The 21,658-nt window shown below is 45.5% G+C and carries 20 protein-coding genes; 7 read left to right on the top strand and 13 right to left on the bottom strand.

The window, feature by feature from the left end:
* Positions 1-98 precede the first annotated feature (98 nt).
* Positions 99-485 (top strand): DUF3192 domain-containing protein, encoded by a 387-nt coding sequence (locus L876_RS0107930; protein ID WP_028763316.1) that lies wholly within the window; start codon positions 99-101, stop codon positions 483-485.
* A 37-nt stretch (positions 486-522) separates the two neighbouring features.
* Here the strand turns inward: L876_RS0107930 and L876_RS0107925 are convergent, their stop codons facing one another.
* On the bottom strand, positions 523-990 hold the full coding sequence (locus L876_RS0107925) for a methyltransferase family protein (RefSeq protein ID WP_028763315.1): 468 nt from the start codon (positions 988-990) through the stop codon (positions 523-525).
* 113 nt (positions 991-1,103) lie between these two features.
* A complete protein-coding gene (locus L876_RS0107920) occupies positions 1,104-3,893 on the bottom strand; it encodes an alpha/beta hydrolase family protein (RefSeq protein ID WP_037428209.1) in 2,790 nt (929 codons plus the stop codon).
* A gap of 280 nt (positions 3,894-4,173) precedes the next feature.
* Here L876_RS0107920 and L876_RS0107915 point away from each other — a divergent pair, with 280 nt between their 5' ends.
* Entirely contained in the window at positions 4,174-5,181 is a 1,008-nt protein-coding gene (locus L876_RS0107915) for an isocitrate dehydrogenase (RefSeq protein ID WP_028763313.1), read from the top strand.
* 88 nt (positions 5,182-5,269) lie between these two features.
* On the opposite strand, the gene rlmM is transcribed toward L876_RS0107915, so the two are convergent.
* The 4 genes from rlmM to L876_RS0107895 form a co-directional block, all read right to left on the bottom strand.
* Positions 5,270-6,352 (bottom strand): 23S rRNA (cytidine(2498)-2'-O)-methyltransferase RlmM, encoded by a 1,083-nt coding sequence (gene rlmM, locus L876_RS0107910; RefSeq protein WP_028763312.1) that lies wholly within the window; start codon positions 6,350-6,352, stop codon positions 5,270-5,272.
* A gap of 79 nt (positions 6,353-6,431) precedes the next feature.
* Positions 6,432-6,821: a DUF423 domain-containing protein gene (locus L876_RS0107905; protein WP_028763311.1), complete on the bottom strand. Its 390-nt coding sequence runs from the start codon at positions 6,819-6,821 to the stop codon at positions 6,432-6,434.
* Positions 6,814-7,524, bottom strand: a complete 711-nt coding sequence (locus tag L876_RS0107900) for an alpha/beta fold hydrolase (protein ID WP_156029391.1) — start codon at positions 7,522-7,524, stop codon at positions 6,814-6,816. Before L876_RS0107900 ends, L876_RS0107905 begins: the two co-directional genes overlap by 8 nt.
* Positions 7,524-8,435 carry a transcriptional regulator GcvA gene (locus L876_RS0107895; RefSeq protein ID WP_028763309.1) on the bottom strand — a complete coding sequence of 304 codons (912 nt, stop codon included), beginning with the start codon at positions 8,433-8,435 and terminating at the stop codon, positions 7,524-7,526. The genes L876_RS0107900 and L876_RS0107895 overlap by 1 nt, the downstream gene beginning before the upstream one ends.
* 182 nt (positions 8,436-8,617) lie before the next feature.
* Here L876_RS0107895 and L876_RS0107890 point away from each other — a divergent pair, with 182 nt between their 5' ends.
* Positions 8,618-8,842 (top strand): hypothetical protein, encoded by a 225-nt coding sequence (locus L876_RS0107890; protein WP_028763308.1) that lies wholly within the window; start codon positions 8,618-8,620, stop codon positions 8,840-8,842.
* A gap of 348 nt (positions 8,843-9,190) precedes the next feature.
* Here L876_RS0107890 and thiI read toward each other — a convergent pair whose 3' ends face one another.
* The 3 genes from thiI to pomA all read right to left on the bottom strand — a co-directional run bounded on the left by thiI (position 9,191) and on the right by pomA (position 12,526).
* Positions 9,191-10,645, bottom strand: coding sequence for a tRNA uracil 4-sulfurtransferase ThiI (gene thiI, locus L876_RS0107885; RefSeq protein WP_028763307.1), 1,455 nt, complete (start codon positions 10,643-10,645; stop codon positions 9,191-9,193).
* 164 nt (positions 10,646-10,809) lie between these two features.
* Entirely contained in the window at positions 10,810-11,754 is a 945-nt protein-coding gene (locus L876_RS0107880) for a flagellar motor protein MotB (RefSeq protein WP_028763306.1), read from the bottom strand.
* Positions 11,755-11,758: 4 nt separating this feature from the next.
* Positions 11,759-12,526, bottom strand: coding sequence for a flagellar motor protein PomA (gene pomA, locus L876_RS0107875; protein WP_028763305.1), 768 nt, complete (start codon positions 12,524-12,526; stop codon positions 11,759-11,761).
* Positions 12,527-12,907: 381 nt separating this feature from the next.
* Here pomA and xseB point away from each other — a divergent pair, with 381 nt between their 5' ends.
* From xseB to dxs, 3 genes are read left to right on the top strand one after another with little or no spacing between them, the layout of a single operon-like run.
* A complete protein-coding gene (xseB, locus tag L876_RS0107870) occupies positions 12,908-13,147 on the top strand; it encodes an exodeoxyribonuclease VII small subunit (protein ID WP_028763304.1) in 240 nt (79 codons plus the stop codon).
* Positions 13,148-14,029, top strand: coding sequence for a (2E,6E)-farnesyl diphosphate synthase (gene ispA, locus L876_RS0107865; protein WP_028763303.1), 882 nt, complete (start codon positions 13,148-13,150; stop codon positions 14,027-14,029).
* A 22-nt stretch (positions 14,030-14,051) separates the two neighbouring features.
* On the top strand, positions 14,052-15,920 hold the full coding sequence (gene dxs / locus L876_RS0107860) for a 1-deoxy-D-xylulose-5-phosphate synthase (RefSeq protein WP_028763302.1): 1,869 nt from the start codon (positions 14,052-14,054) through the stop codon (positions 15,918-15,920).
* 81 nt (positions 15,921-16,001) lie between these two features.
* Here the strand turns inward: dxs and grpE are convergent, their stop codons facing one another.
* Positions 16,002-16,619 carry a nucleotide exchange factor GrpE gene (gene grpE / locus L876_RS0107855; protein ID WP_028763301.1) on the bottom strand — a complete coding sequence of 206 codons (618 nt, stop codon included), beginning with the start codon at positions 16,617-16,619 and terminating at the stop codon, positions 16,002-16,004.
* A gap of 100 nt (positions 16,620-16,719) precedes the next feature.
* Between grpE and nadK the strand changes: the two genes are divergently transcribed.
* The gene (nadK, locus tag L876_RS0107850; protein WP_028763300.1) at positions 16,720-17,598 is read left to right on the top strand and encodes an NAD(+) kinase; all 879 of its coding nucleotides are present in this window, start codon (positions 16,720-16,722) and stop codon (positions 17,596-17,598) included.
* An 89-nt stretch (positions 17,599-17,687) separates the two neighbouring features.
* Here the strand turns inward: nadK and L876_RS0107845 are convergent, their stop codons facing one another.
* The 3 genes from L876_RS0107845 to L876_RS0107835 all read right to left on the bottom strand — a co-directional run bounded on the left by L876_RS0107845 (position 17,688) and on the right by L876_RS0107835 (position 21,362).
* The gene (locus L876_RS0107845) at positions 17,688-18,761 is read right to left on the bottom strand and encodes a TonB family protein (protein ID WP_028763299.1); all 1,074 of its coding nucleotides are present in this window, start codon (positions 18,759-18,761) and stop codon (positions 17,688-17,690) included.
* Positions 18,762-18,901: 140 nt separating this feature from the next.
* Entirely contained in the window at positions 18,902-20,242 is a 1,341-nt protein-coding gene (locus tag L876_RS0107840; RefSeq protein WP_028763298.1) for an MATE family efflux transporter, read from the bottom strand.
* A 46-nt stretch (positions 20,243-20,288) separates the two neighbouring features.
* On the bottom strand, positions 20,289-21,362 hold the full coding sequence (locus L876_RS0107835; protein WP_028763297.1) for a CobW family GTP-binding protein: 1,074 nt from the start codon (positions 21,360-21,362) through the stop codon (positions 20,289-20,291).
* Positions 21,363-21,658: the final 296 nt, after the last annotated feature.

Below are 21,658 nucleotides of genomic sequence, written 5' to 3'. Positions count from 1 at the left end.
GCAAAGGGTATCTTCCCATTTTCATCTGTTTTATATTGTGAAGATTATGTTGCCACGTGACTATGTGTCATCAATTGTCAGAAGGACCGCTTAGAACAATGAAATCGAAAGTTCCCGTCATTATCGGCTCAATATTTGCCGCTTACTTAGCTTTTGTTGCAGTAGTGGTATTGGTATACGAACCAACGCCAGATGATATGGATTGGGAAGACAGACAAAGTTATAACAACGCCAAATTGACTGAACTCTCTCTGGGACAGCCTATCGCAGAGGTGGAACTCTTACTGGGGAAAGCAGACTTCTCAGAAGCCAAAACCAGCAGCAATCAAACTCTACAAGTATTGTTTTACCGTACTCACCATAATAAATCTGATGGTGAAACCACACGCGATGAGTGCACCCCTTTGCTCTTTAAAGATGACAAGCTCGTCGCTTGGGGACAAGACACCTATCAGCAGTACCTCTCAGCAAACATAGGTGGTTAGGCCCTTATCATCAATGGCAGACACCACATGTCTGCCATTAAAGCCAACGCCGCACTCGCCTGATATAGTCACCATAGTCATCGGGAAACTTAGCCAATAAATACTCTTCCTCAGCCCTAATCGCAAACCAATACACCCCAAACAATGCAGGCAGAGTGCTTAGCAGTAGCCAAATAGAGCCGATATAAAAACCTAAACCTATAGGAAAACAGCAGAAGGCGAGATAGATAGGGTTACGGGAATAACGATAATAGCCATTGGTGATGATAAAGGTCGTCGGTTTCCAAGGCTCTATTGCCGTTTGCTGGCGTTTAAACAGTACCAACAACTGCAGCAACACCCAAAAGCCCACTAATATCAGAGCTATTGATGCCACCTTGAGCCAAAGTGGCGAGACAAAATGCCATGGAAGATACCGGTCGACTGCCCAAGCTAATGCGATGCACAATATGAATATCAGCGGCGGTGGCACCCTGACCTTAGCCCCTTTGGTATCTTCATTCATCACTCACCTCCTTGATAAACAAAAGCCGAACGTTATCGCTCGGCTTTGAAAGTGTTAGGCAATATTACCGATAGTATTATCAGCAATCGCCTAAGCAAGATATCTCTTCGCTACTAATCTTCTTTCTTGTACTCAGTATAGGCTTCGCCTTGCATTAGCCAACTTGGTGCAGGTTTACCTTTTAAATAGTGTTCAAAGTAGTCCATCATGCGCAAGCTATAATCGACCTTATTAGGGTATTTTTTCAGATGATGTGGTTCATCTTCATATTGTAAAAACACCACATCTTTACCCGCTCTGCGCATCGCTAGATATAGCTCTATCCCCTGCTCCCAAGGCACCGCGTCATCTTTATCACCAAACATAATCATCATTGGTGTCTGAATACGCTCAACATAAAAGATGGGCGAATTTTCAATATATTTTTGTGGCGCGCTAAACAGACTCTCGCCAATGCGACTTTGCCCCGTTTCATATTGAAACTGTCGCGCAAGACCACTGCCATGGCGTATACCGCTGTATGCACTGGTCATGTTAGATACCGGAGCTCCCGTTACCGCAGCCTTAAAGATATGGGTTTGAGTGACCGCAAAAGCAGTTTGATAGCCGCCCCACGAGTGCCCTTGAATACCCACCGCATCGGGATCGGCAATCCCCATATCGATAAGTTTTTGTACGCCAGAGGTTAGCGCTTGCACCGACGTTGCACCAGGGTAACCCACTTCAAAACGAATATCTGGGAGGAAAATGGCATAGCCATTATCCGCATACCAAGCAAAGTTTGGACGATGGTTCAGTTTCATCTGCGGAAATGCATGTAGACGATCGCTCATAAAGCGGTAGAAATAAACCAGCACAGGATAACGTTCACCCGCTTTATAATTGGTTGGTTTAATCAGCACGCCATCGAGTGGTTTGCCATCGCCGTTTGTCCAATGAACCAACTCTGCATCGCCCCAATCTAAGCCACGTTTTTGCGCATCTAAATCTGTTTGGCGCAGGGCTTTTTGTGGTGCATCCAGCTTGGCACTGTAGAGGTCTGGATAAAGGTCATAGCGCTCTTTAGAAAAAAGGAACTTATCGCTCTCTTCTGCTCTAACTAACGACTTAAGCTTATAATCCCCTTCCATCAGCGTCTTAACGCCTGACACTCCGACTTGAGCCTGATAGAAACCATCCCCTTTGCTCTTTTCATTGTAGCCATGCAATAACAGGTTTTGGTCATTGCTCACCCAGGTCGCTTTGTCTTTGTGCTCAGCGAGGCCAGTCACTCGGAATTGGATCTGCTGTTTACGGCCCTGAGATGCGGTAATGCGGAACGCGTTAAATGAGTCGGTATTAAACTGCCAGATATCATATTTGTCATAGGCTAAGATAGCCGAACCATCTTCTAGCCATGGGCCAAACCCGTAACTAGGCGCTGTCGACGGATAATCATGATCTTCATCGGCAAAGGGCGTCTTAAAGTCCTTAGTCAACTTAATACGCGTATCTTGAGCTATCTGGTAAAGATAGATATCTCCTTGCTGGTAGTAGGCGACAAAGCGTTCGTTGGGTGACAGGGTTGGCTTCTCACCACTAGGCTGTTGCACTAAAAATGGAATTTTTCGTCCAGTATTGATATCAATTAGGTAGTAGTCGCGGTAGAACCCCGCCCAAGTGATCATTTTCAAGTAGGGCACATCACTACTGGCTAGGACAAAACGTTGCTGTTGCTGCACCTCTACATCTGGCACTTCAAGGTCGGCCAACTGCACTACTTGGCGGCTGTTTAGGTGTAATACCGCTAAGTAAGTGCGCTTAAGCTCCTTGTTGTACTGTTTAATCTCATTGGGTTTAATCCGTGGATCATCGCCATGCCAGACACGTAACTGCCGCTGTCCAGTGATTACCGTTTCGTCAAACAGATCGGCTTGGCTGCTGACCTTAGGTAATGACAGTTGTTGGCTAACTTGCGGTACACGACCGAAAAATAACCGCTGACTATCATCAGAGAAATTGAGTTCAGTATAGCGATTAAGGGTCCAATCCTTTGACGCCTGTGTTTTATTTAATGTTTGTTTGCCCAAATCATAAAGCGCTAATCGGTACTCTCGGCCGTAAGGGGCATCAGCGACAGCACCATAGGTGTATGCTACATATTGACCATCTTCGCTAACAGATACGGCGCCTATCTGCTGATCGATATAACCTTGAATTACCGACGAGCTATTGTCTGCAAGCTTGTGTAACAGGATCTGGTGCGCCTTGGCACTCACATCATTTTTAGCCACAACGGCATAAGCACCACGCTTATCAAAATGGTAGGCAGTTACCTGTTCGAATGTTTCACTGCTGTTGTTCGCAAGAGAAATAATAACTAAGGTACGTCCCTTGTCATATTTATCGACGTTAGGCTCGTCACTCTCTGTCGCCTTGTCTTTGTCTTTGTCTTTACTTTTAGCCTCATCCGCTTCATACCAAATCGCTAAATGAGTGCCTGCTTGGTTGAATGCAAACGACTCCACCCTTTCATAACGCGTTTCATTGCCCGTTTGGGTATCGAGAAGCACCAAACCTGATTTGAACTTTTTACGCGCCTTGTCACTGGCCTTTTCATATTCAAATAGCGGCGTATCAAGCTTAAACGCGACAAAACGCCCATCGCGACTGATTTGTGGTTTACTCGCACCACTCACGCTAAATGATTTATCTGCATCCAGCTTTTTCACCAAACCATGACTGTCGCCCCTGTCGGGCGCAACTTCAACTGCAAAGGTATTGCCAAGTGCTGAAATCACAGGCTTATCAAGTGATTCAAACTTCATTATTGCGTTAGGGGTAACATCTGCCGCCAACACAGAGGCTGAAAAGAGGCTGGCACAGAGTAATGTAAGGGATGCTGTAGTGGGTAATGACTTCAAGGTCTTCCTCGTTTTAATTATTTTATTAACCGATTCTGCGGGAGTTATTAGACTAAAGTAGACTTTTTTAACGCTTAAGGATCAATCATCGTCATTAGCCTCTATTAATGCAAGTTACCCTACACAAAAAAACGTGAGATTGCTCACTATTTCCTGTGAAATGTGCGTAAAAGAAGTTAAAATGTAGCAGACAACATTCTAAAAAATTCATAGTCATAAAACCGTGTCTTGCGACATGGTCAGACAATAGCAGTAACGACCAACCGTGGAAGGACTCTCCATGTCAAAAAGAACAATTACCGTGATCCCGGGTGATGGGATTGGACCTAGCATTATCGATTCAGCGATAAAAATCCTAGATAAAGCAGGATGCGATTTCGAATACGAGTTTGCCGATGCCGGTTTAACTGCGCTAGAGAAACAAGGTGAACTTCTACCACAGCGCACCTTAGATCTAATTGAAAAAAACAGCATTACCCTAAAAGGTCCATTAACCACACCTGTTGGTGAAGGTTTTACCTCTATCAACGTGACCTTACGTAAGAAGTTCAGCCTGTACGCCAATGTGCGCCCAGTGCTTTCTTTCGCTGGGACTCAAGCACGTTACGACAACATCGACATCATCACTGTACGTGAAAACACTGAAGGGATGTATTCAGGGTTAGGCCAAACTATCTCTGATGATGGCGCGACCGCTGAAGCTACCAGTATCATTACTCGCCAAGGTGCTGAGCAGATCACCACATTTGCCTACGAGCTAGCGCGTAAAGAGGGCCGTAAGAAGGTCACTATCGTACATAAAGCAAACATCATGAAATCGACGTCAGGTCTATTCCTGAAAGTCGCCCGTGAAGTTAGCCTACGTTACCCAGACATCACCACTGAAGAGATGATTGTCGATGCAACGTGCATGAAGTTAGTGATGAACCCAGAAAACTTCGATGTCATCGTGACAACTAACCTATTTGGCGACATTCTGTCAGATCTTTGTGCAGGTCTTGTCGGTGGTTTAGGTATGGCACCGGGTGCTAACATTGGTAAGAATGCCGCAATCTTCGAAGCCGTACATGGCAGCGCCCCTGATATTGCAGGTAAAAACCTTGCGAACCCAACTTCTGTGATTTTGGCATCAATTCAGATGCTGGAATACCTAGGTATGTCAGACAAGGCTGAAGCTATCCGTAGCGCAGTCTCAGCAGTTATTGCTGAAGGCGATCGCACCACTCGTGACCTAGGTGGTACTCATGGCACGACTGATTTCACTCAAGCAGTGATTGAACGTCTGTAATTATTTGCGCTATTTATTATAAGTAGAGCGAGTAACAAAAAAGCCCCGCATAACCTGTTATGCGGGGCTTTTTTAACGTTAAGACAGACTAAAACCCAACACTTGGACGCAACCACAGGTGTACAGTAACTTCGTCGCGATCATGATAAAGATGCTTACAGGAAAGCTGAAACTCCTCGATACCATTCTCTTTCAAAATGGTTCTCATGGTGTCCAAAATAGTCGATACCTCTTTATAGCGACTCTTCATCGGTAGCTTGAGGTTGAATATCGCCTCTTTAAACCAGCCATTGATTGCCCAAGCTTCGACAAGCTCTGCAACCCGTGAAGGCTTTTCAACCATGTCGCACACCAACCAATAAATATTCTTGCGTGGCGGTTCAAATCTAAAACCGTCAGCTTGGTAATGCTTAACTTGTCCCGTATCCATCAAGCCTTGATCCATAGGGCCATTATCAACTGCCGCAACAAACATACCACGACGAACCAATTGATAAGTCCAACCACCAGGACACGCTCCTAAATCCACTGAATTCATACCGCTGCGCAGGCGCTGCTCATGGGATTCTTTGGGAATAAAATGAATAAAGGCTTCATCTAGTTTTAAGGTTGAACGACTGGGTGCATCAGCTGCCATTTTGAGTCGCGGAATGCCCATATAGTAAGGCGAGCTATTATTACTTAGAGAATACCCAACATAAGCGGTACCCGAACCGACAAAACAGACATGGATAATTGGGCGCTTAGGGTTTTCTTTCTCTAATAAGCTACCGCTGCGTTTAAGGGCTTGACGCAGCGGCACTGTAAACTTGCGACAGAAATTAGAAAGCTCCTTGGCTTCATTAGTATCTGGGGTTTCAACCCTTAGCTCACCCGCTTTGCTCACCTTAGCGAGCGCCTCAACTATCGGGCTTACTCGATCGTTTTCAGGTAATGATGTTAACAGCTCATTTGCCGCAAACATCTGACGTGTAAAGATTAGTGAGTCTAGTGCGAGCTTTTGATTTAAGATGTCGGCATCGCCAGCTTGAAAGCACTGAAAGATCACATAGCCATCATTTCGATTGGTCTTTACAAACCCGCCAATATCTAGCTCAGCCGCACGCTGTTGTATCTCAGCGGCGCACTCTTTCTCGTAGCCAGCGCGGCAATATAAAAATAGATTTATCATCAGAAATTCCTGAAAAAAATGGCGACCAATTAATTGGCCGCCATTCTACACTGTCTAACAGACTAATACGATATGGGGCTTAGTCATCAAGCTCGACAACACGATTACGCCACACTGCGACCGCAATAAATAACCACCCAAGCAGAAAACAGACACCACCGAGCGGGGTGATTGGGCCAGTCCACTTGGTCCCTAACAACGCATATAAGTATAAAGACCCTGAAAACAAGATGATGCCGACTATAAATAGATAGCCCGCCCAATCAATCAACCTTGACTGTAGCCAGTGGCCACTGAAGGCAACGGCAATTAGGGCGAAAGTATGATAGAACTGATATTCGACCCCTAAATTAAATATTGCGATCATCTCTGGTGTCGCAATATGCTTTAACCCATGTGAACCAAAGGCCCCCAACGCTACTGCCATAAAACCACTTAACGCAGCCAATAAAAGAAACCCTTTACGCATCTAGCCCCCGAATGAATTTAACACTATATGATATCGCCTGGTTTAGATTAGCCGCTTGTGTTGTGCCTGACGACTTTCTTGGTACAAAACTATGATCGCCATCAGGTAGCCAAGCCAGTTTAACAAGACGTTGGTCTAACCAAGATTCAACCTCCCCTTTACCACCAAACTTATCTCGCTCCCCCTGAATCACCAGCAAGGGGGCTTGGCACGCCTGTATTGGTTCAAGACGTGGCTCTCCACCTTTTGGCGGCACAAAGGGGTAACCTAAACAGATCACTCCATCAACAAGGGAATGATCCGCGACGATAGCAGCCATGCGTCCCCCCATCGACTTACCCATTAACACAAGCCGTTTGGGTTTTAAGCGTTCACGTATTGCTGCAATATGGAGATTGAAATCGGTAACAAGTTTTGGTGCTCCATCTGGAGGACGCCGTTTCCCATCGAACGCATTGGCTCGCATATACGGAAAATTAAAGCGGGCAACCGCCATTCCTTCATGGGCAAGCCCTTGAGCCATATCAGTCATAAAAGGATGAAGCATATTCGCCCCAGCCCCATGAGCGAACACAATCAAGGTCTCACTCCCCAGCGCGCCATCTTGAGTCAGATCGCCCTCAAGCAATATTTCACTGGGCAACAGCTGTTGCGTCTCGAAAGGCTCACGAAATAAAATTTTATCCACAGTCAAATTACCCATTACCCAGGAAGAAGCTCGCTACGCGACTCCTCCTCAAACATATCCAACATCCACTGACGAAACGCGGCAATCTTACCCACATCGGCGTGATTTTGCTGACAAACGAGATAGTAGGCATCCTTACTTACTAACACTTCAGGAAATGGGCACACTAATCGTCCAGCTTTGATATCTGGACGCGCGAGCACGCTGTACCCTAAGGCTACCCCTTGGCCATGCGCTGCTGCCTGTAGCACTAATGATGAATGACTAAAAATCGGTCCTTGGTTCACATTAATATCATTAATCCCACATTGTCTAAACCAAGCCTGCCAATCATGACGACTAGAATCATGTAACAGCGTATGATTTTTCAGATCTGCAGGCTTTTCTAACGGCTTAGGTCCATTAAGTAACATGGGCGAGCAAACGGGAATAAGTACTTCATTACGCAATTTATCTGCGCGCACTCCAGGCCAGTTACCCATGCCATAATAGATAGCGACATCGACATCGTCTGTGAGCGAGCTCACTTCATCATCAACCGCCTTAATTCGCACATCAATATCTGGATTGTTCTCGCTAAAATTTGCAAGGCGTGGAACTAGCCATTGAATCGCAAAACTGGGGGAAGTACAGACGGTAAGCGAACCAATGGCACTTCGGGCAAGTAAACGGTCTGTTGCATCGGCAAGTTGCACAAAAATATCTTTTATATCTAAAAAATACCCCTGGCCCTCTTCCGTTAGGAGTAATGAACGGTTTTTACGTCGAAACAATTTTAGCCCTAAAAACTCTTCTAATGCCTTAATCTGATGACTAACAGCAGCTTGCGTAACAAATAGCTCTTCTGCAGCACGAGTAAAGCTCAAATGCCTAGCGGCAGCCTCAAATGCCTTGACCGCATTAAGAGGAGGTAATCGTCTGGACATAGTGATCCTTATCTCATTTTTCGATTAGTTTTTCTAATCGTCATTGTTACATTTTATCGTTTGTAAAGGAAAGTGTTTTTGGTCAAAATTCGCCGCAACAAAATGATTAAAGTTAGACAGCCTCTACGACGTAATTGGGGAGTGTCTGACCCCCCAATATATGCCGCCCGGAGGCGACCACTATGATTAACTTTAAAACTGTTTTTGCCATCGCACTTCTCTCAGCTTCTACCGCTGCGACTGCCGATGAAATAGTTATCGATACAACTGACTTACATGCATCAATCAGCGCACAACTTGCTGAAGGCCTAGTACAGATGCAACAAGACCTTAATGAAGATCTTAACGCTGTATTAGTTGCTCAAGAAGATGAAGCAACCAAGGTGACGGTTCAACGCGCAGAATAAACTTATCTGCTTGCCCAACGCCTAGTTGTCTATAAGCCGCACTGATTTTGATGCGGCTTTTTTTGTGCCTCATTTTTGTTTCTCGCAGCAACGGTATTGCCCTTTATGCCCAGCAGGGTAAATCCAGTAACATAAACCAAAGCTTCGCAGTGGGGATAAACTTGTCATATCAACAAGTGGCGACCTAGTAGGCTCAAGCCTCTACAGCCTCATGCCTAGACCATGCCTCAACCTTAATTTCCACTAACCCCGATGCATCCCAATAAAGCATCCATATCCTGAAATAGGTGCTTAAGGACTAAAAACAAAAAAGCCGCCCAAAGGCGGCTTAATAAACACAGGTTTTGACTAAGGACGGTAAACTTTCACGTTGTGATAGCCCTGCTCTTGCAGATAAAGGGCCTGTAGCTTACTCATAACGCCTCTGTCACAATACAATAGGTATGTCTTAGCCTTATCGAGATCGGCGAACTGAGTCGCTAACTTAAAGAATGGGATGGTCTTAATCTCTATACCATCAATTGCCAGTGGGCTCTGTTCTTCCTCTTCAGGCGCACGAATATCGACGATAACCTCACCACCACTGACGACATCAACGGTTTCGGTTTCGGTTATTTTAGTATCCATACTGGTAGCTATTTCTCTAATATCAATCACTTCTGCCGCCTCGATAACACGATCGAGTAAGTCTTCTGAAAACTTTGTTTCTTCCGCTTCAATCTTAGACAACACGGCTTTAACCGTTGGTTTTTGTGAAATGACGCCGCAATATTCAGGGATAGATTTTGCAAAATCTTCAGTGCCAATCTTACGACTAATATTAATGATATCTTGCTTATCCATCACGATCAGCGGACGTAAAATCAAGGTGTCTGTACAACGGTCAATCACGTTTAGATTGGTCAACGTTTGGCTCGAAACCTGCCCCATTGCCTCGCCAGTTACCAAGGCTTGTATTCCCATTTTAGCCGCCACGCGAGATGCAGCCCGCATCATCATACGTTTAAGGATGACGCCCATTTGACCATTATCAATCTTCTCTAAGATCTCTGTCACAACGGGATCAAACGGCACTGAGACAAATTTAACCTTGTGAGACTCACCATATTTTTGCCATAGGTGATAAGCCACTTGCTTCACCCCTATCTCATGTTGATCGCCACCAAGATTAAAAAAGCAGTAATGGGTACGTGAGCCACGCTTAATAAACTGATAGCTAGATACACCTGAATCGAAACCACCAGAGATAAGTGATAACACATCCTCTTGGGTCGCCATTGGGAAGCCTCCCAAACCATCGATACGCTTCTCGACCAAATAGAGGTTTTCTCTATCTATCTCTAGGTTAACCGTCATATCAGGATTTTTTAATCGAACACCTGTAGCATCAGTAAACTGGTTTAAACCACCGCCCACATAACGCTCAACTTCAATAGAATTAAAATCGTGTTTACCACTGCGCTTCACCCGCACACAGAAGGTCTTACCCGCCAACTCATCTTTATACAGAGCTAAGGTTTGTTGATAGATATCATCCACAGACTCAAACGTGCTCTCTTTGACCTGCAGCACATGGGCAATACCGGGTATACAGGCTAAGCGTTCAGCATAAACCGCCACCATCTCAGGCTTACCAGCGGGAACCTTAACCATGATTTTATCCCATTGACGCTGTACGGTGGCCTCTTCATCGACCTTGCGCAGCACGTTACGGATATTGGTTTCAAGCATCTTGGTAAAACGCATTCTTACCGGTTTGCTTTTCATCATGATTTCAGGAAACAGTTTTACGATAAATTTCATGGGAGTTCCGAGGAGGTAAAATTTTAAACAGCAATTTAGCCATTATATCAAGTAAGCCGCATTAATGCCTATTAAGGCTGCTGAAAAGATAGATTAAATCGCAGCTAGACAAAAAATAAGCCCTAAAAGGGCTTATTGATTATTGAGATGGGTCACAACAGTGATTATTGCCCGACCAATATCTCATCAGACTCTTTTGCCTTGCCTTGCTCAATGGCGATTTCTACACGGCGATTACGCGCACGGCTGTTGGCAGAATCATTGCCAACTAACGGTGCCGAGTTAGCCATACCCACCACTTTCATTCGTTGCTGATCAAACCCCTTAACACGAATAAGCTCATGGGCGACGGCAACAGCACGCTTGCTAGACAGGTCCCAGTTAGAGCTATAGAGCTCATTGCTAATATTCATATCATCAGTGTGGCCCGATACCGTTACTATACCCGGTACATCTTTAAGCAGTTCGCCGACACGGCGCACAACCGGTTTAAACCTAGGTTGCAAGAAGCCAGACCCCGATGCAAAAGCGCCCTTTTCACGAATGCGGATAATGATTTGCTGACCTAAGGACTCAATCTCAATGGCGCCATCGACGATCTCTTTATTGAGCTCTTGCGCCATTTTCTTCACCTGATCGTTAATCTGATCTTGCGCAGCCGCTTGAGCTTGCTGTGACTGTGATTGCGCTTCAGCCTCTGCTTGTTCTTGAGAAGTTGAGGACGCCTCACCACCACGCTGCTCACCACGTTGTTGCTGAACACCACCAGCACTGTCATCTTCACCGGCTTGCACTTCAATCGTCGGCTCAGTCATCTCATTGGTTTGCTGATTAATGATCTCAATAGGCGTTGGCTCAGGCTTGCCCGGTCTAAATTCAAGCGCAATCACTGAGGTACCTTTGGGAATATCTTTGACTTCAACTTTATTCTGCACACCAAAAGCATACTTCATTGAGCCAGCGATCTGTTTAAACTTCATCACGTCCATTTCAGAGAACGCCAAAAGCAATACGAAGAAACACATCAGCAGCGACATGAGATCGGCAAAGGTCGCCAACCACATTGGCGCTCCCGCAGGTGGACAATCGCACTTCTGCTTTTTAGCCATCTGGCTATTCCCCGTCCGTTGTATCTATTTGACGCTGCTTTTCAGAGAGGTAATTTTTAAGGAACCCTTCAATGACACGTGGGTTTTGACCATCTTGAATTGCCAAAACCGCATCCATAATCAAATTACGATTGAGCATCTCTTCACCCATACGTAATGCCAGCTTATCGGCAATAGGAATAGCGATCATGTTAGCTATAATTGCCCCATACAAGGTGGTTAACAAGGCCACCGCCATCGCTGGGCCAATAGACTTGGGGTCATCCATGTTGGAGAGCATCGCCACCAAACCAATAAGCGTACCAATCATCCCCATTGCCGGGGCGACATCACCCAAGGCTTTAAATATACCGACACCCGTTTTATGACGCTCTTCGGTCAAGGCGATATCTTTTTCCAATGCTTCACGTACCACATCGCCATCGTGTCCATCCACCAACATATCGACCGCTTTTTGCATAAAACTATTGGTGATCTCAGCCTCTTCCAGGGCTAAGAAGCCACCTTTACGCGCCGCATCCGCCATGGTGACAGACTGCTCAATCAACTCTTCGGGTTTATCAATCTTAAACATAAACGCTTTAGCAGCAATTTTAACCGCACCTAAAAATTGCTTTAGGTTGTACTTCATCATCACCACAAACAGAGAACCGATCATTACGATGAGCACTGAGGGCACGTCGATAAAAATCGCGATACCACCACTACTGACCATAGCTCCAATAATAAAACCAAACGCGCCGATTAGGCCTATCAGGGTCGCTAAATCCACAACTGTTCCTCATGTTTAGTATTTGGCTGTTTCTAAAACCGAGCGGTTTCAATCAGCGCGGTCAATGTCTCTGCACCTAAAAAATTTTCCTAACAGCATGGAAAGGCGGAGGCACTTGTGCATTCTTTTGTCATAAAAGTCTCCCATCGGCACATTATTCATCTAACTGCCAGGTCCACTTTAGGATATAATATCAGGCAAAATTGAGTATTGTTCTAATTCAATTATCGGACAGCTTACACGCAAGTTTAGCTACAAATTCAATTTTTTATAAAAAAACCTCCTTAAAGCGTGCTATTGCACAAATATCCGACACCATGATTTGACCCTTAGGGTTCACTGATATACTTTGTGTGTCGCTAATTTCTTGGGAAAATTGTCGTGGCTAAAAAACCTGAAAACCTCTCATTTGAAGAGTCGCTATCTGAGCTAGAACGTATTGTTTCCGATCTCGAACAGGGAGATGTCTCGCTCGATGATGCGCTGAAGCAGTTTGAACGTGGTATTAATTTAGTCCGCAATAGTCAAAATAAGCTGGCAGCTGCCCAACAGAAAGTATCGATACTGACTCAAGAGCACGATCAACAAACCTTGACCCCCTATCTTGCCGAGGGCGAATAATTGCTAGCTGATGCGATAACACTCTACCAGCAGCGAGTTGATAAACTCCTGCGCCACTACATCTCATCTCAAGACGACACAGAGCCTAAATTGAAGGCTGCAATGCAACATGGAGCATTGATTGGTGGTAAGCGTATTAGACCATTTTTAGTCTACGCCGTCGGTGATATGCTCAATGTCCCCCTAGAGCGCTTAGATGCCTGCGCGGCCGCAATTGAGTGCATTCATGCCTACTCGCTGATTCACGACGATCTTCCTGCAATGGATGACGACGCTTTACGCCGCGGACAACCGACAGTGCATATTGCCTTTGATGAAGCCACAGCCATTCTTGCCGGTGACGCATTACAAACCTTGGCTTTTGAAATCATCAGCCAGCCAATGGCTCAACTGAGCCCTAAGCAACAACTGGCAATGGTAGCCGCATTAGCTAAAGCGTCGGGTTATCAAGGGATGTGCGGTGGCCAGTCAATGGATCTCAACGCTACTGACAAACAGATAGATTTAACGACGCTTAAACAGTTACATAGATTAAAAACCGGGGCACTGATCCGCTGCGCAGTGGCATTAGCTATAATTGCCGCAGACATCACAGATAATGAACAAGATCTCTTGTTAGAGTTCGCAGATGCTGTCGGTCTAGCTTTTCAAGTTCAAGATGACGTACTCGATATTATCGCCAGTACTGAAGAGCTTGGGAAACCCCAAGGCTCCGATTGCGAATCGAACAAAAGTACTTACCCGAAATTATTAGGTTTATCAGGGGCGCAGGCGACTGCAGAAAGTTTGATTAACGACGCCCTATCAGCGCTGGCTAAATTACCATACAATAGCCAGTTAATTGCCGAATTCGCCCGTTTTATCATTGAGCGAAGAGTATAATAAAGAGACAAAGAATCTCGCTATGAGTTTGGATATTATGAAATACCCTGTGCTAGCACAGGCCAATACACCCGATGAGCTTAGACAGCTGCCACAAGGTGTATTACCAAAACTTGCTGATGAACTTAGAAGTTACCTACTCAAATCTGTGGGTATTTCGAGCGGCCACTTTGCGTCTGGACTCGGTACAGTCGAATTAACCGTTGCACTTCATTACGTCTATAACACACCATTTGATCGCCTGATCTGGGATGTAGGGCACCAAGCCTATCCCCATAAAATCTTGACGGGTCGTCGCGACAGGATGCATACCATCAGGCAGAAGGGGGGAATACACCCTTTCCCTTGGCGTGAAGAGAGCGAATATGACACTTTCAGTGTCGGACATTCAGGTACGTCAGTTAGTGCTGCCTTAGCGATGGCTGTGGCCGCGGAAAAAGAGCAAGCGGGCCGCAAAGTTGTTGCCGTGATCGGTGATGGTGCCATGACTGGCGGCATGGTGTTTGAAGCCATGAACCATGCCGGCGATCTGCACAACGATATGTTAGTTGTCCTCAATGATAATGAGATGTCGATTTCTGAAAATGTTGGGGCGCTAAATAACCATTTAGCTCAACTGATGTCTGGACGTTTCTATACCACTATCCGTGAAAACAGCAAAAAAGTGCTAGAAGGAATGCCTGTCATCAAAGAGATGGCTAAGCGAACAGAAGAACACCTTAAAGGTATGGTTGTGCCGGGCACTATGTTTGAAGAGCTTGGCTTTAACTATATCGGCCCAATCGATGGCCATGATGTCGACGCGTTAGTTGAAACCATGCGAAACATGCGTAACCTTTCTGGACCGCAGATTCTGCACATCATGACCAAAAAGGGACGTGGCTATGAACCCGCAGAGAAAGATCCTATCGGATGGCATGCGGTGCCAAAATTTGACCCATCCACTTTTGAAAAACCTGCCGCTAAACCCGCAGACCCAACCTTCTCTCAGGTGTTTGGGCGCTGGCTTTGCGATATGGCTGACAAAGATGAAAAAGTCTTAGGGATCACTCCTGCTATGCGTGAAGGTTCTGGTATGGTTGAGTTTTCTCAACGTTTCCCTAGCCAGTACTTTGATGCCGCCATTGCCGAACAGCATGCGGTAACCTTAGCCGCAGGCTTCGCCTGTGAAGGATATAAGCCAGTTGTCGCCATCTATTCGACCTTCTTGCAACGTGGTTATGATCAACTGATCCATGATGTCGCCTTGCAAAAACTGCCCGTTATTTTCGCCATTGACCGTGGTGGCATCGTCGGTGCTGATGGTCCCACCCATCAAGGCGCGTTTGATTTGAGCTTTATGCGCACTGTGCCGAACATGGTAATTATGGCGCCTTCCGATGAAAACGAGTGTCGTCAGATGCTTTATACTGGCTACTGCTACAATGATGGTCCAACAGCGATTCGTTACCCCAGAGGGAGTGCGACTGGCGAACATCAAGTGGAGGTGATGACGGCGTTACCTATCGGTAAAGGCCTCATTAAACGCCAAGGCACTAAAGTCGCGATTCTTAACTTTGGTACCACATTGGCCGCCGCTTCTCATGCAGCAGAAGCCCTTGATGCGACCTTAGCCGATATGCGCTTTGTTAAACCACTTGATGTTGAGTTAGTTCAGCAACTAGCAAGCAGCCATGACCTACTTGTCACAGTAGAAGAGAACGCCATTATGGGTGGTGCGGGATCTGGTGTACTCGAACTGCTACAAACCCTTAAACTGCCTAAAGCCGTGTTAAACATCGGCTTGCCAGATGAGTTTATTAAACATGGTGACTCCAACGAGATTTTGGCTGAGCTACAACTCGATGGCCCCGGCATTTTAAACCAAATTGAGCACTACCTTAACGGGTAAAATCGCGACAATAAAAAAGGCCTCTTTAGAGGCCTTTTTTATTGTCTATTACTTTGATTAAATCATGTCTATCTGTAAAGATTAGGCTTGTGTATCGACCGATGCACCGCCTTGAGACACCATCACCATCGCTGGGCGTAAGAGGCGGTCATTCAGCAGATAACCTTTCTGCATCACCATCATCACAGTGTTAGCTGGAAAGTCTGCACTTGGCTGCATACCAATCGCTTGGTGATGCTCTGGATCAAATGCTTCGCCTTGTGGATTGATTTGAGACAGACCAAATTTCTCCACGGCACTGGTGAAACTCTTCAGTGTTAACTCAACACCTTCAAAAATGGCTTTGGTGTTTTCATCTTCACTGTTAGTTCCCGACAACGCTCGTTCCAAGTTATCGATCACAGGCAGTAGTTCATTCGCAAACTTTTCTAAGGCGAACTTATGCGCTTTTTCCACATCCATAGCGGCGCGGCGGCGAACATTATCCACCTCTGCTGCAGCACGTATCACGGAATCTTTTTGCTCTTCAACTTTAGCCTCTGCAGCAGCTAAAGCTTGCTCCAGCTCTTCTACCCTGAAATTAGCTTGGGTAAGCTCATCCATCAAACTGGCTTCATCTTCTACCACCTCGGTATCGACTTGCGCTTCTAAAGTTTCATCAATTTGCGGTTCTTGTGCTTTGCTTGATTCGTTGCTCATTGTTACTCCAGCTAAAAATGCTTTGTTTCTGCATGCTCTGGGCATATTATGGGGATCAAATTCGAGGTTTCAAGCCCTAAGGCATGGATCAGACACAAATATGAGCAAAGCGTTTCACACAATTGGCTTAATTGGTAAACCCAATCATGCTGGGACCCATAAAACCTTAAAGCGTCTTCATCATTGGTTGATCATGCAAGACTATGACGTCTATGTAGAAGAACGTGTGGCGACCGATATTGGTCCGCAGGCCAAGTCCGTTGATTTACTGCAAATTGGTGAATACTGTGATTTGGCCATTGTCGTTGGTGGCGACGGCAATATGCTCGGTGCGGCGCGTGTACTCGCTCGGTTCGACATTGGTGTCATTGGTGTTAACCGCGGAAACTTAGGCTTCTTAACCGACTTACCCCCAGATACGTTTGAAGAAGCCCTCGGCAAAGTGCTTCAAGGCGACTATGAAACTGAGCATAGATTCTTACTGGAATCTGAAGTCCATCGACATGGTGTACTCAAATCATGCAATACCGCGGTGAATGAGGCGGTACTTCATCCAGGTAAAATTGCTCATATGATTGAGTTTGAAGTCTATATTGACGACAAGTTCATGTATAGCCAGCGCGCCGATGGCATGATTGTCTCTACCCCAACAGGCTCGACCGCTTATTCACTCTCGGCTGGGGGGGCAATTTTAACCCCTAATCTCGAAGCGTTAATTTTAGTACCAATGTTTCCACACACCCTGTCATGTCGTCCAATTGTGGTCGACGCATGTAGCATTATTAAACTTGTGGTGTCACCGGATAACGGTGACAGCCTAGAGGTGAGTTGTGATGGCCATGTGACACTACCTGTGCTACCTGGCGATGAGATCATCGTAAAGCGCAGCGGTGAGCGCTTAAGGCTTATCCACCCAAAAGGTTACAATTACTTCCATGTGCTGCGAAACAAACTCGGATGGGGCAGTAAGCTGTTCTAATATCAATGAGTAAAATAAATAAAAAGCCCCGATTAATATCGGGGCTTTTTATTTACAACGATTCTAATTAAGCAATTATTTTCAATCAATTAAGGACTAAGGCTGTACTCCAGTTGTACGGTCGCTTCAGCGGCTACCGGCTGACCATCAACAAACTTAGGAGCATAACGCCAGCGTTTGATCGCCTTTAAAGACTCTTTGGTAAATAACTTACCGCCTTCAGAAGCAATCACAACAGGATCTTTCACAAATCCTTGTTCATCCACCGTAAAGCTCATCTGCGTCCAGCCCTCTTTACCATCACGTGCATAAGAGATGGGGTAGCGCGGTGCTAACCTAAACAGCGGTGCCTGATTCTGTGTCTCTGACCACGGTTTCATACTGCCTATTGCAATACAGTGCTGAGTCGAGCTGTCGCTATCGCCTTTCTTTTCATAAAGTTCGATTAAACGCGCATGAGCAGCCAATTTATAGGGATGGCTGTAATCAAGCACCGCAAATTGCTTCACGACCTCCTCAAGATATTCAATTGCCAAACTGGTTTTACTTTCTGCCGCCTTGACCATGCCAACATAAAAGGTCGCTTTTAAACGCGCCACGGCATCTTCAGGTAGTTCGGTTTGATATATCTCCAGCGCGTCAATGGCGTAATCTCGCACATCACGCGTGTAATAGGCCGTCGATGCCAGCTTATTAAAAGCCAGCATCTGCACCTCAGCAAGCAATAAAGGCTTGTTTGCATCCTCTGCAATATCAATCGCTTGTTCAAATAACTGCTTCGTTTCTTTAGACAGCTCGACAGTGTCTGCCGCACCGATTAATGGATCAATCAGCTCTATTGCATCTTTGCCAAACCGCTGCCGATACGTAGCAATGACCGAGTTAAAGTGGTCATACGCAAGTGTATTTTCATTATTATCTTGCAACGCGGTCGCCCAATTAAGTTCTAAATGAGCGACATCGATACTATTGGCTTCAAAATAACTTTTACCCAATAGGTATGCTTGCTCTGCATATTTTACCGCTGCTGCACTGTCTTGCTGCTCAATAGCGGCTTGATAAGCGCTATAGGCTTCACTGAAGGGCGAAGCGGTAATCGGTGGAGAGAGTGTCAGAAGGCCGCACAGTATCACTGCACTGATATATGAATTTTTTCCAATCATACAAATATCCTTATTTGTGATCATAGGTTTATGACCGCTACCCTTTATTTAGCGATTGATTCCATAACAGTCATCAGGTGGAAATGGCTTTGTTACCATATAATAATGGCTAATGTGGACTATCCTAACAGCATTAGCGGCTAACTTAAACGCTTGGCAAGCTTGTTCAAGGTTACCAGCATCCAAAGGGCTAACAATAAGCTGCAACAAGCCAGCGAAATCCATACGCCAGTGACCCCAAATAGCCAAGCAAATAGGTAGATCACCACGGCGATAAGAAGCAGTTTAGAGCCCGTTAATATCGACGCTTCCCGAGGACAATTAATTGCCTGAAAAAAAGCGGCGCCAATTAACAGCAGCCCTTCCATAGGTAGCCCCCAAAAATAGAGCCTCATCCCCTCGATAGCCACTGGGGTCAATTGCGCATTATCACCCGCAAAAATATAGACCAGATATTCAGGCACGATATAGATAAACAACAGCCCAATCGCTGCGGTCACTAAGGTCATAATGACGGCAATCTTAAAGGTCTTAAACACTCTATCAAATCTATTTGCACCAGCATTAAAACTGAAGATGGGTTGGGTACCAAAGGCAATCCCCTCAAAAACTAAGTAAAACAATGCCTCGGTATAACTAACCACGCCATAAGCCGCCACATGTATCGGTCCACCAACCCATAGAAATGCCATGTTATGCAATGTTAAGACAATGGATAAATAGAGATTCATCAGGAAGCTAGGAAAACCAACTTTTACAATATTAAGGCAGTGATCCCAAGTTAACTTCATCTGCTCAACATTGATACGCAGACGAGTCTTATCACTGAAAAAGTGCTGTAAGCAGAGTAATCCCGTCACAGCTTGCGAGATCATCGTGGCGATTGATGCCCCCACTAAGCCATAGGGAAAGACCACAATCAGTAACCAGTCGAGCACCGCATTGAGACAACCACCCAAAATCAATACATAGGTTACAAAACCTGGGCGACCATCATTACGCAGCAGAGCGGTAAAAGCGATAGAGATGATAGGGAAAAACCCCAAGGCAAAATACCAGAAAAGGTAGTCTGTTGCGCTACTTAACACCTCTCCCTCAGCACCAAGTAACACCAGTATATCGTCGGCTAACAGAGTACCTACCGTGGCAAAAAAGAGACCAGCTACAATGCATAAGGTAAACGTATTACCCAATATTTTTCGGGCTCGTTCTACGTCATTACGCCCCAAATTAATGGACACTAACGACGCGCCGCCCATCCCTAGCAATGCACCGACAGCATACAAAACGGCACCTATAGGGTAAGCGAGCATCATGCCAGCTAAGCCAACCTCACCTAAATAATGCCCAACAAACATGCCATCAATCGCAACGTATATCCCAGTCACTAACATAGATAAAATCGTCGGAATGGTATAACGCCAAACTAACTTGGGGATAGGGTCTGTAGCCAGCGATTGATCATTTTCGACAAGGTGCATAGAAGCTAATATATTTAATAGGTGAAAGTTTAATGCCGCGAAGATATCAAATACTTAAACGTTTAGATAGCGCTAGTAGCTGTGATTCTATCGCTTCAATTTCGATAGGTGTGGCAGCAATGATTTCAAGGCGAGAGTCCATACTGTCCTCAAGCTCTGCCACACTCAATTCACCATCAACACAGTTAATCCCAGCTATCCCCTCATCACAAATCAACACAGCTTTAAGACGCAAATAAGATTGGGACTTGACCCAATGAAAAACCAATTCAAAATCAAATTCATAACTGCAATCAAATATCCAGCCACAGCTATAGACGTTGTCGTGTTGATTACCGCTGTGATAGATCCCATTAGCCCCCATTGTCACAGGTTCACTCCGTGCTTCAAAAATGGAGGCGTTACCCATCATCTCTTGCGGCATTGCCAGTCGACTGGATGCTGTTCGTGGCTTAGACGCTAATCGTCCAGCCATTGTCTTCACATTTAGAAATTGCGCAGTTAACTCGTCATAGAGCTCACGGGTATCAATAAAGGAGTCGGCCCCAGCCAGCAAGGTCACCGGCCATACAGGCGTCGTTAACGTTTTCTCTCGTAAAAATTGCGCCAACTGCTCACGCTGATCGTCATTGGCTAAGTCGCTTTTACTGGCGATTATCAAATCGGCAATCTCAATTTGCTGATTAAAGGTCTCATGGTCTCGATAACGCTCATCATTACTCTTGCGAGCATCCACCAAACAAAGTGTCGATTGTAGTGCAATAACCTGCTCAAAATGGGGTTGGCGTAACACCTCAACAATGGCTTTAGGGTGACCAAGTCCAGTTGGCTCAATGAGTAGCCGATCTGGTTTCGCTTTAGCAATCAACTGGGTGACGGCCACCTGAGTGGGTACGCCAGCGGCGCAACACAAACATCCACCCGCCACCTCTTTGATTTGCACACCACTCTCTTGATTATCCATCAAGCTGGCATCAATACCGATTTCGCCAAACTCATTAACCAATACCGCCCACACTTCATTTTCAGGTTTATGCTCGAGTAAGTACTTAATAAACGTTGTTTTACCAACCCCAAGAAAACCAGTAATGATAGTAGTTGGTATAGGTTTTAGTATCATTAAATACTCCAGAGGTAGCCAAGTAGATTAAAGTAGAAGCACGACAGTGTAGGCCGCAAAAAAATGAAAGCAACTAAATGATTGGCGACAGTTGCGCTTTGCGCTTTTCGCACCATCACCCCAACATAAAGCCGATTATATTGAAACGACAGCTAAGCCCCCGAACGACAACATATTGTTAACATGAGTAAATTTATCTGAAAAACGGCAAAAAGTGCACAACAAGTAACCAACCAGATAAAAACAAGCGCTACTTCATAGTTATCCTGTAGCACTCTATTTACACTCTGCATTGG

This window comes from Shewanella colwelliana ATCC 39565 (genome assembly GCF_000518705.1).
Taxonomy (GTDB): Bacteria; Pseudomonadota; Gammaproteobacteria; order Enterobacterales; family Shewanellaceae; genus Shewanella; species Shewanella colwelliana.
Note: the sequence above shows the minus strand (reverse complement) of the source record. Positions and strands in the feature narration are given on the sequence as shown.

Coding starts and splice junctions, on each gene's coding strand:
- L876_RS0107905 (WP_028763311.1), bottom strand. CDS start 6,821: ATGCGTAAAGGGTTTCTTTTATTGGCTGCGTTAAGTGGTTTTATGGCA.
- rlmM (WP_028763312.1), bottom strand. CDS start 6,352: ATGATAAATCTATTTTTATATTGCCGCGCTGGCTACGAGAAAGAGTGC.
- L876_RS0107845 (WP_028763299.1), bottom strand. CDS start 18,761: ATGATTGGAAAAAATTCATATATCAGTGCAGTGATACTGTGCGGCCTT.
- grpE (WP_028763301.1), bottom strand. CDS start 16,619: ATGAGCAACGAATCAAGCAAAGCACAAGAACCGCAAATTGATGAAACT.
- thiI (WP_028763307.1), bottom strand. CDS start 10,645: ATGAAATTTATCGTAAAACTGTTTCCTGAAATCATGATGAAAAGCAAA.
- dxs (WP_028763302.1), top strand. CDS start 14,052: ATGAGTTTGGATATTATGAAATACCCTGTGCTAGCACAGGCCAATACA.
- L876_RS0107930 (WP_028763316.1), top strand. CDS start 99: ATGAAATCGAAAGTTCCCGTCATTATCGGCTCAATATTTGCCGCTTAC.
- L876_RS0107890 (WP_028763308.1), top strand. CDS start 8,618: ATGATTAACTTTAAAACTGTTTTTGCCATCGCACTTCTCTCAGCTTCT.
- L876_RS0107915 (WP_028763313.1), top strand. CDS start 4,174: ATGTCAAAAAGAACAATTACCGTGATCCCGGGTGATGGGATTGGACCT.
- L876_RS0107895 (WP_028763309.1), bottom strand. CDS start 8,435: ATGTCCAGACGATTACCTCCTCTTAATGCGGTCAAGGCATTTGAGGCT.
- L876_RS0107880 (WP_028763306.1), bottom strand. CDS start 11,754: ATGGCTAAAAAGCAGAAGTGCGATTGTCCACCTGCGGGAGCGCCAATG.
- L876_RS0107900 (WP_156029391.1), bottom strand. CDS start 7,524: ATGGGTAATTTGACTGTGGATAAAATTTTATTTCGTGAGCCTTTCGAG.
- L876_RS0107840 (WP_028763298.1), bottom strand. CDS start 20,242: ATGCACCTTGTCGAAAATGATCAATCGCTGGCTACAGACCCTATCCCC.
- L876_RS0107925 (WP_028763315.1), bottom strand. CDS start 990: ATGAATGAAGATACCAAAGGGGCTAAGGTCAGGGTGCCACCGCCGCTG.
- nadK (WP_028763300.1), top strand. CDS start 16,720: ATGAGCAAAGCGTTTCACACAATTGGCTTAATTGGTAAACCCAATCAT.
- L876_RS0107835 (WP_028763297.1), bottom strand. CDS start 21,362: ATGATACTAAAACCTATACCAACTACTATCATTACTGGTTTTCTTGGG.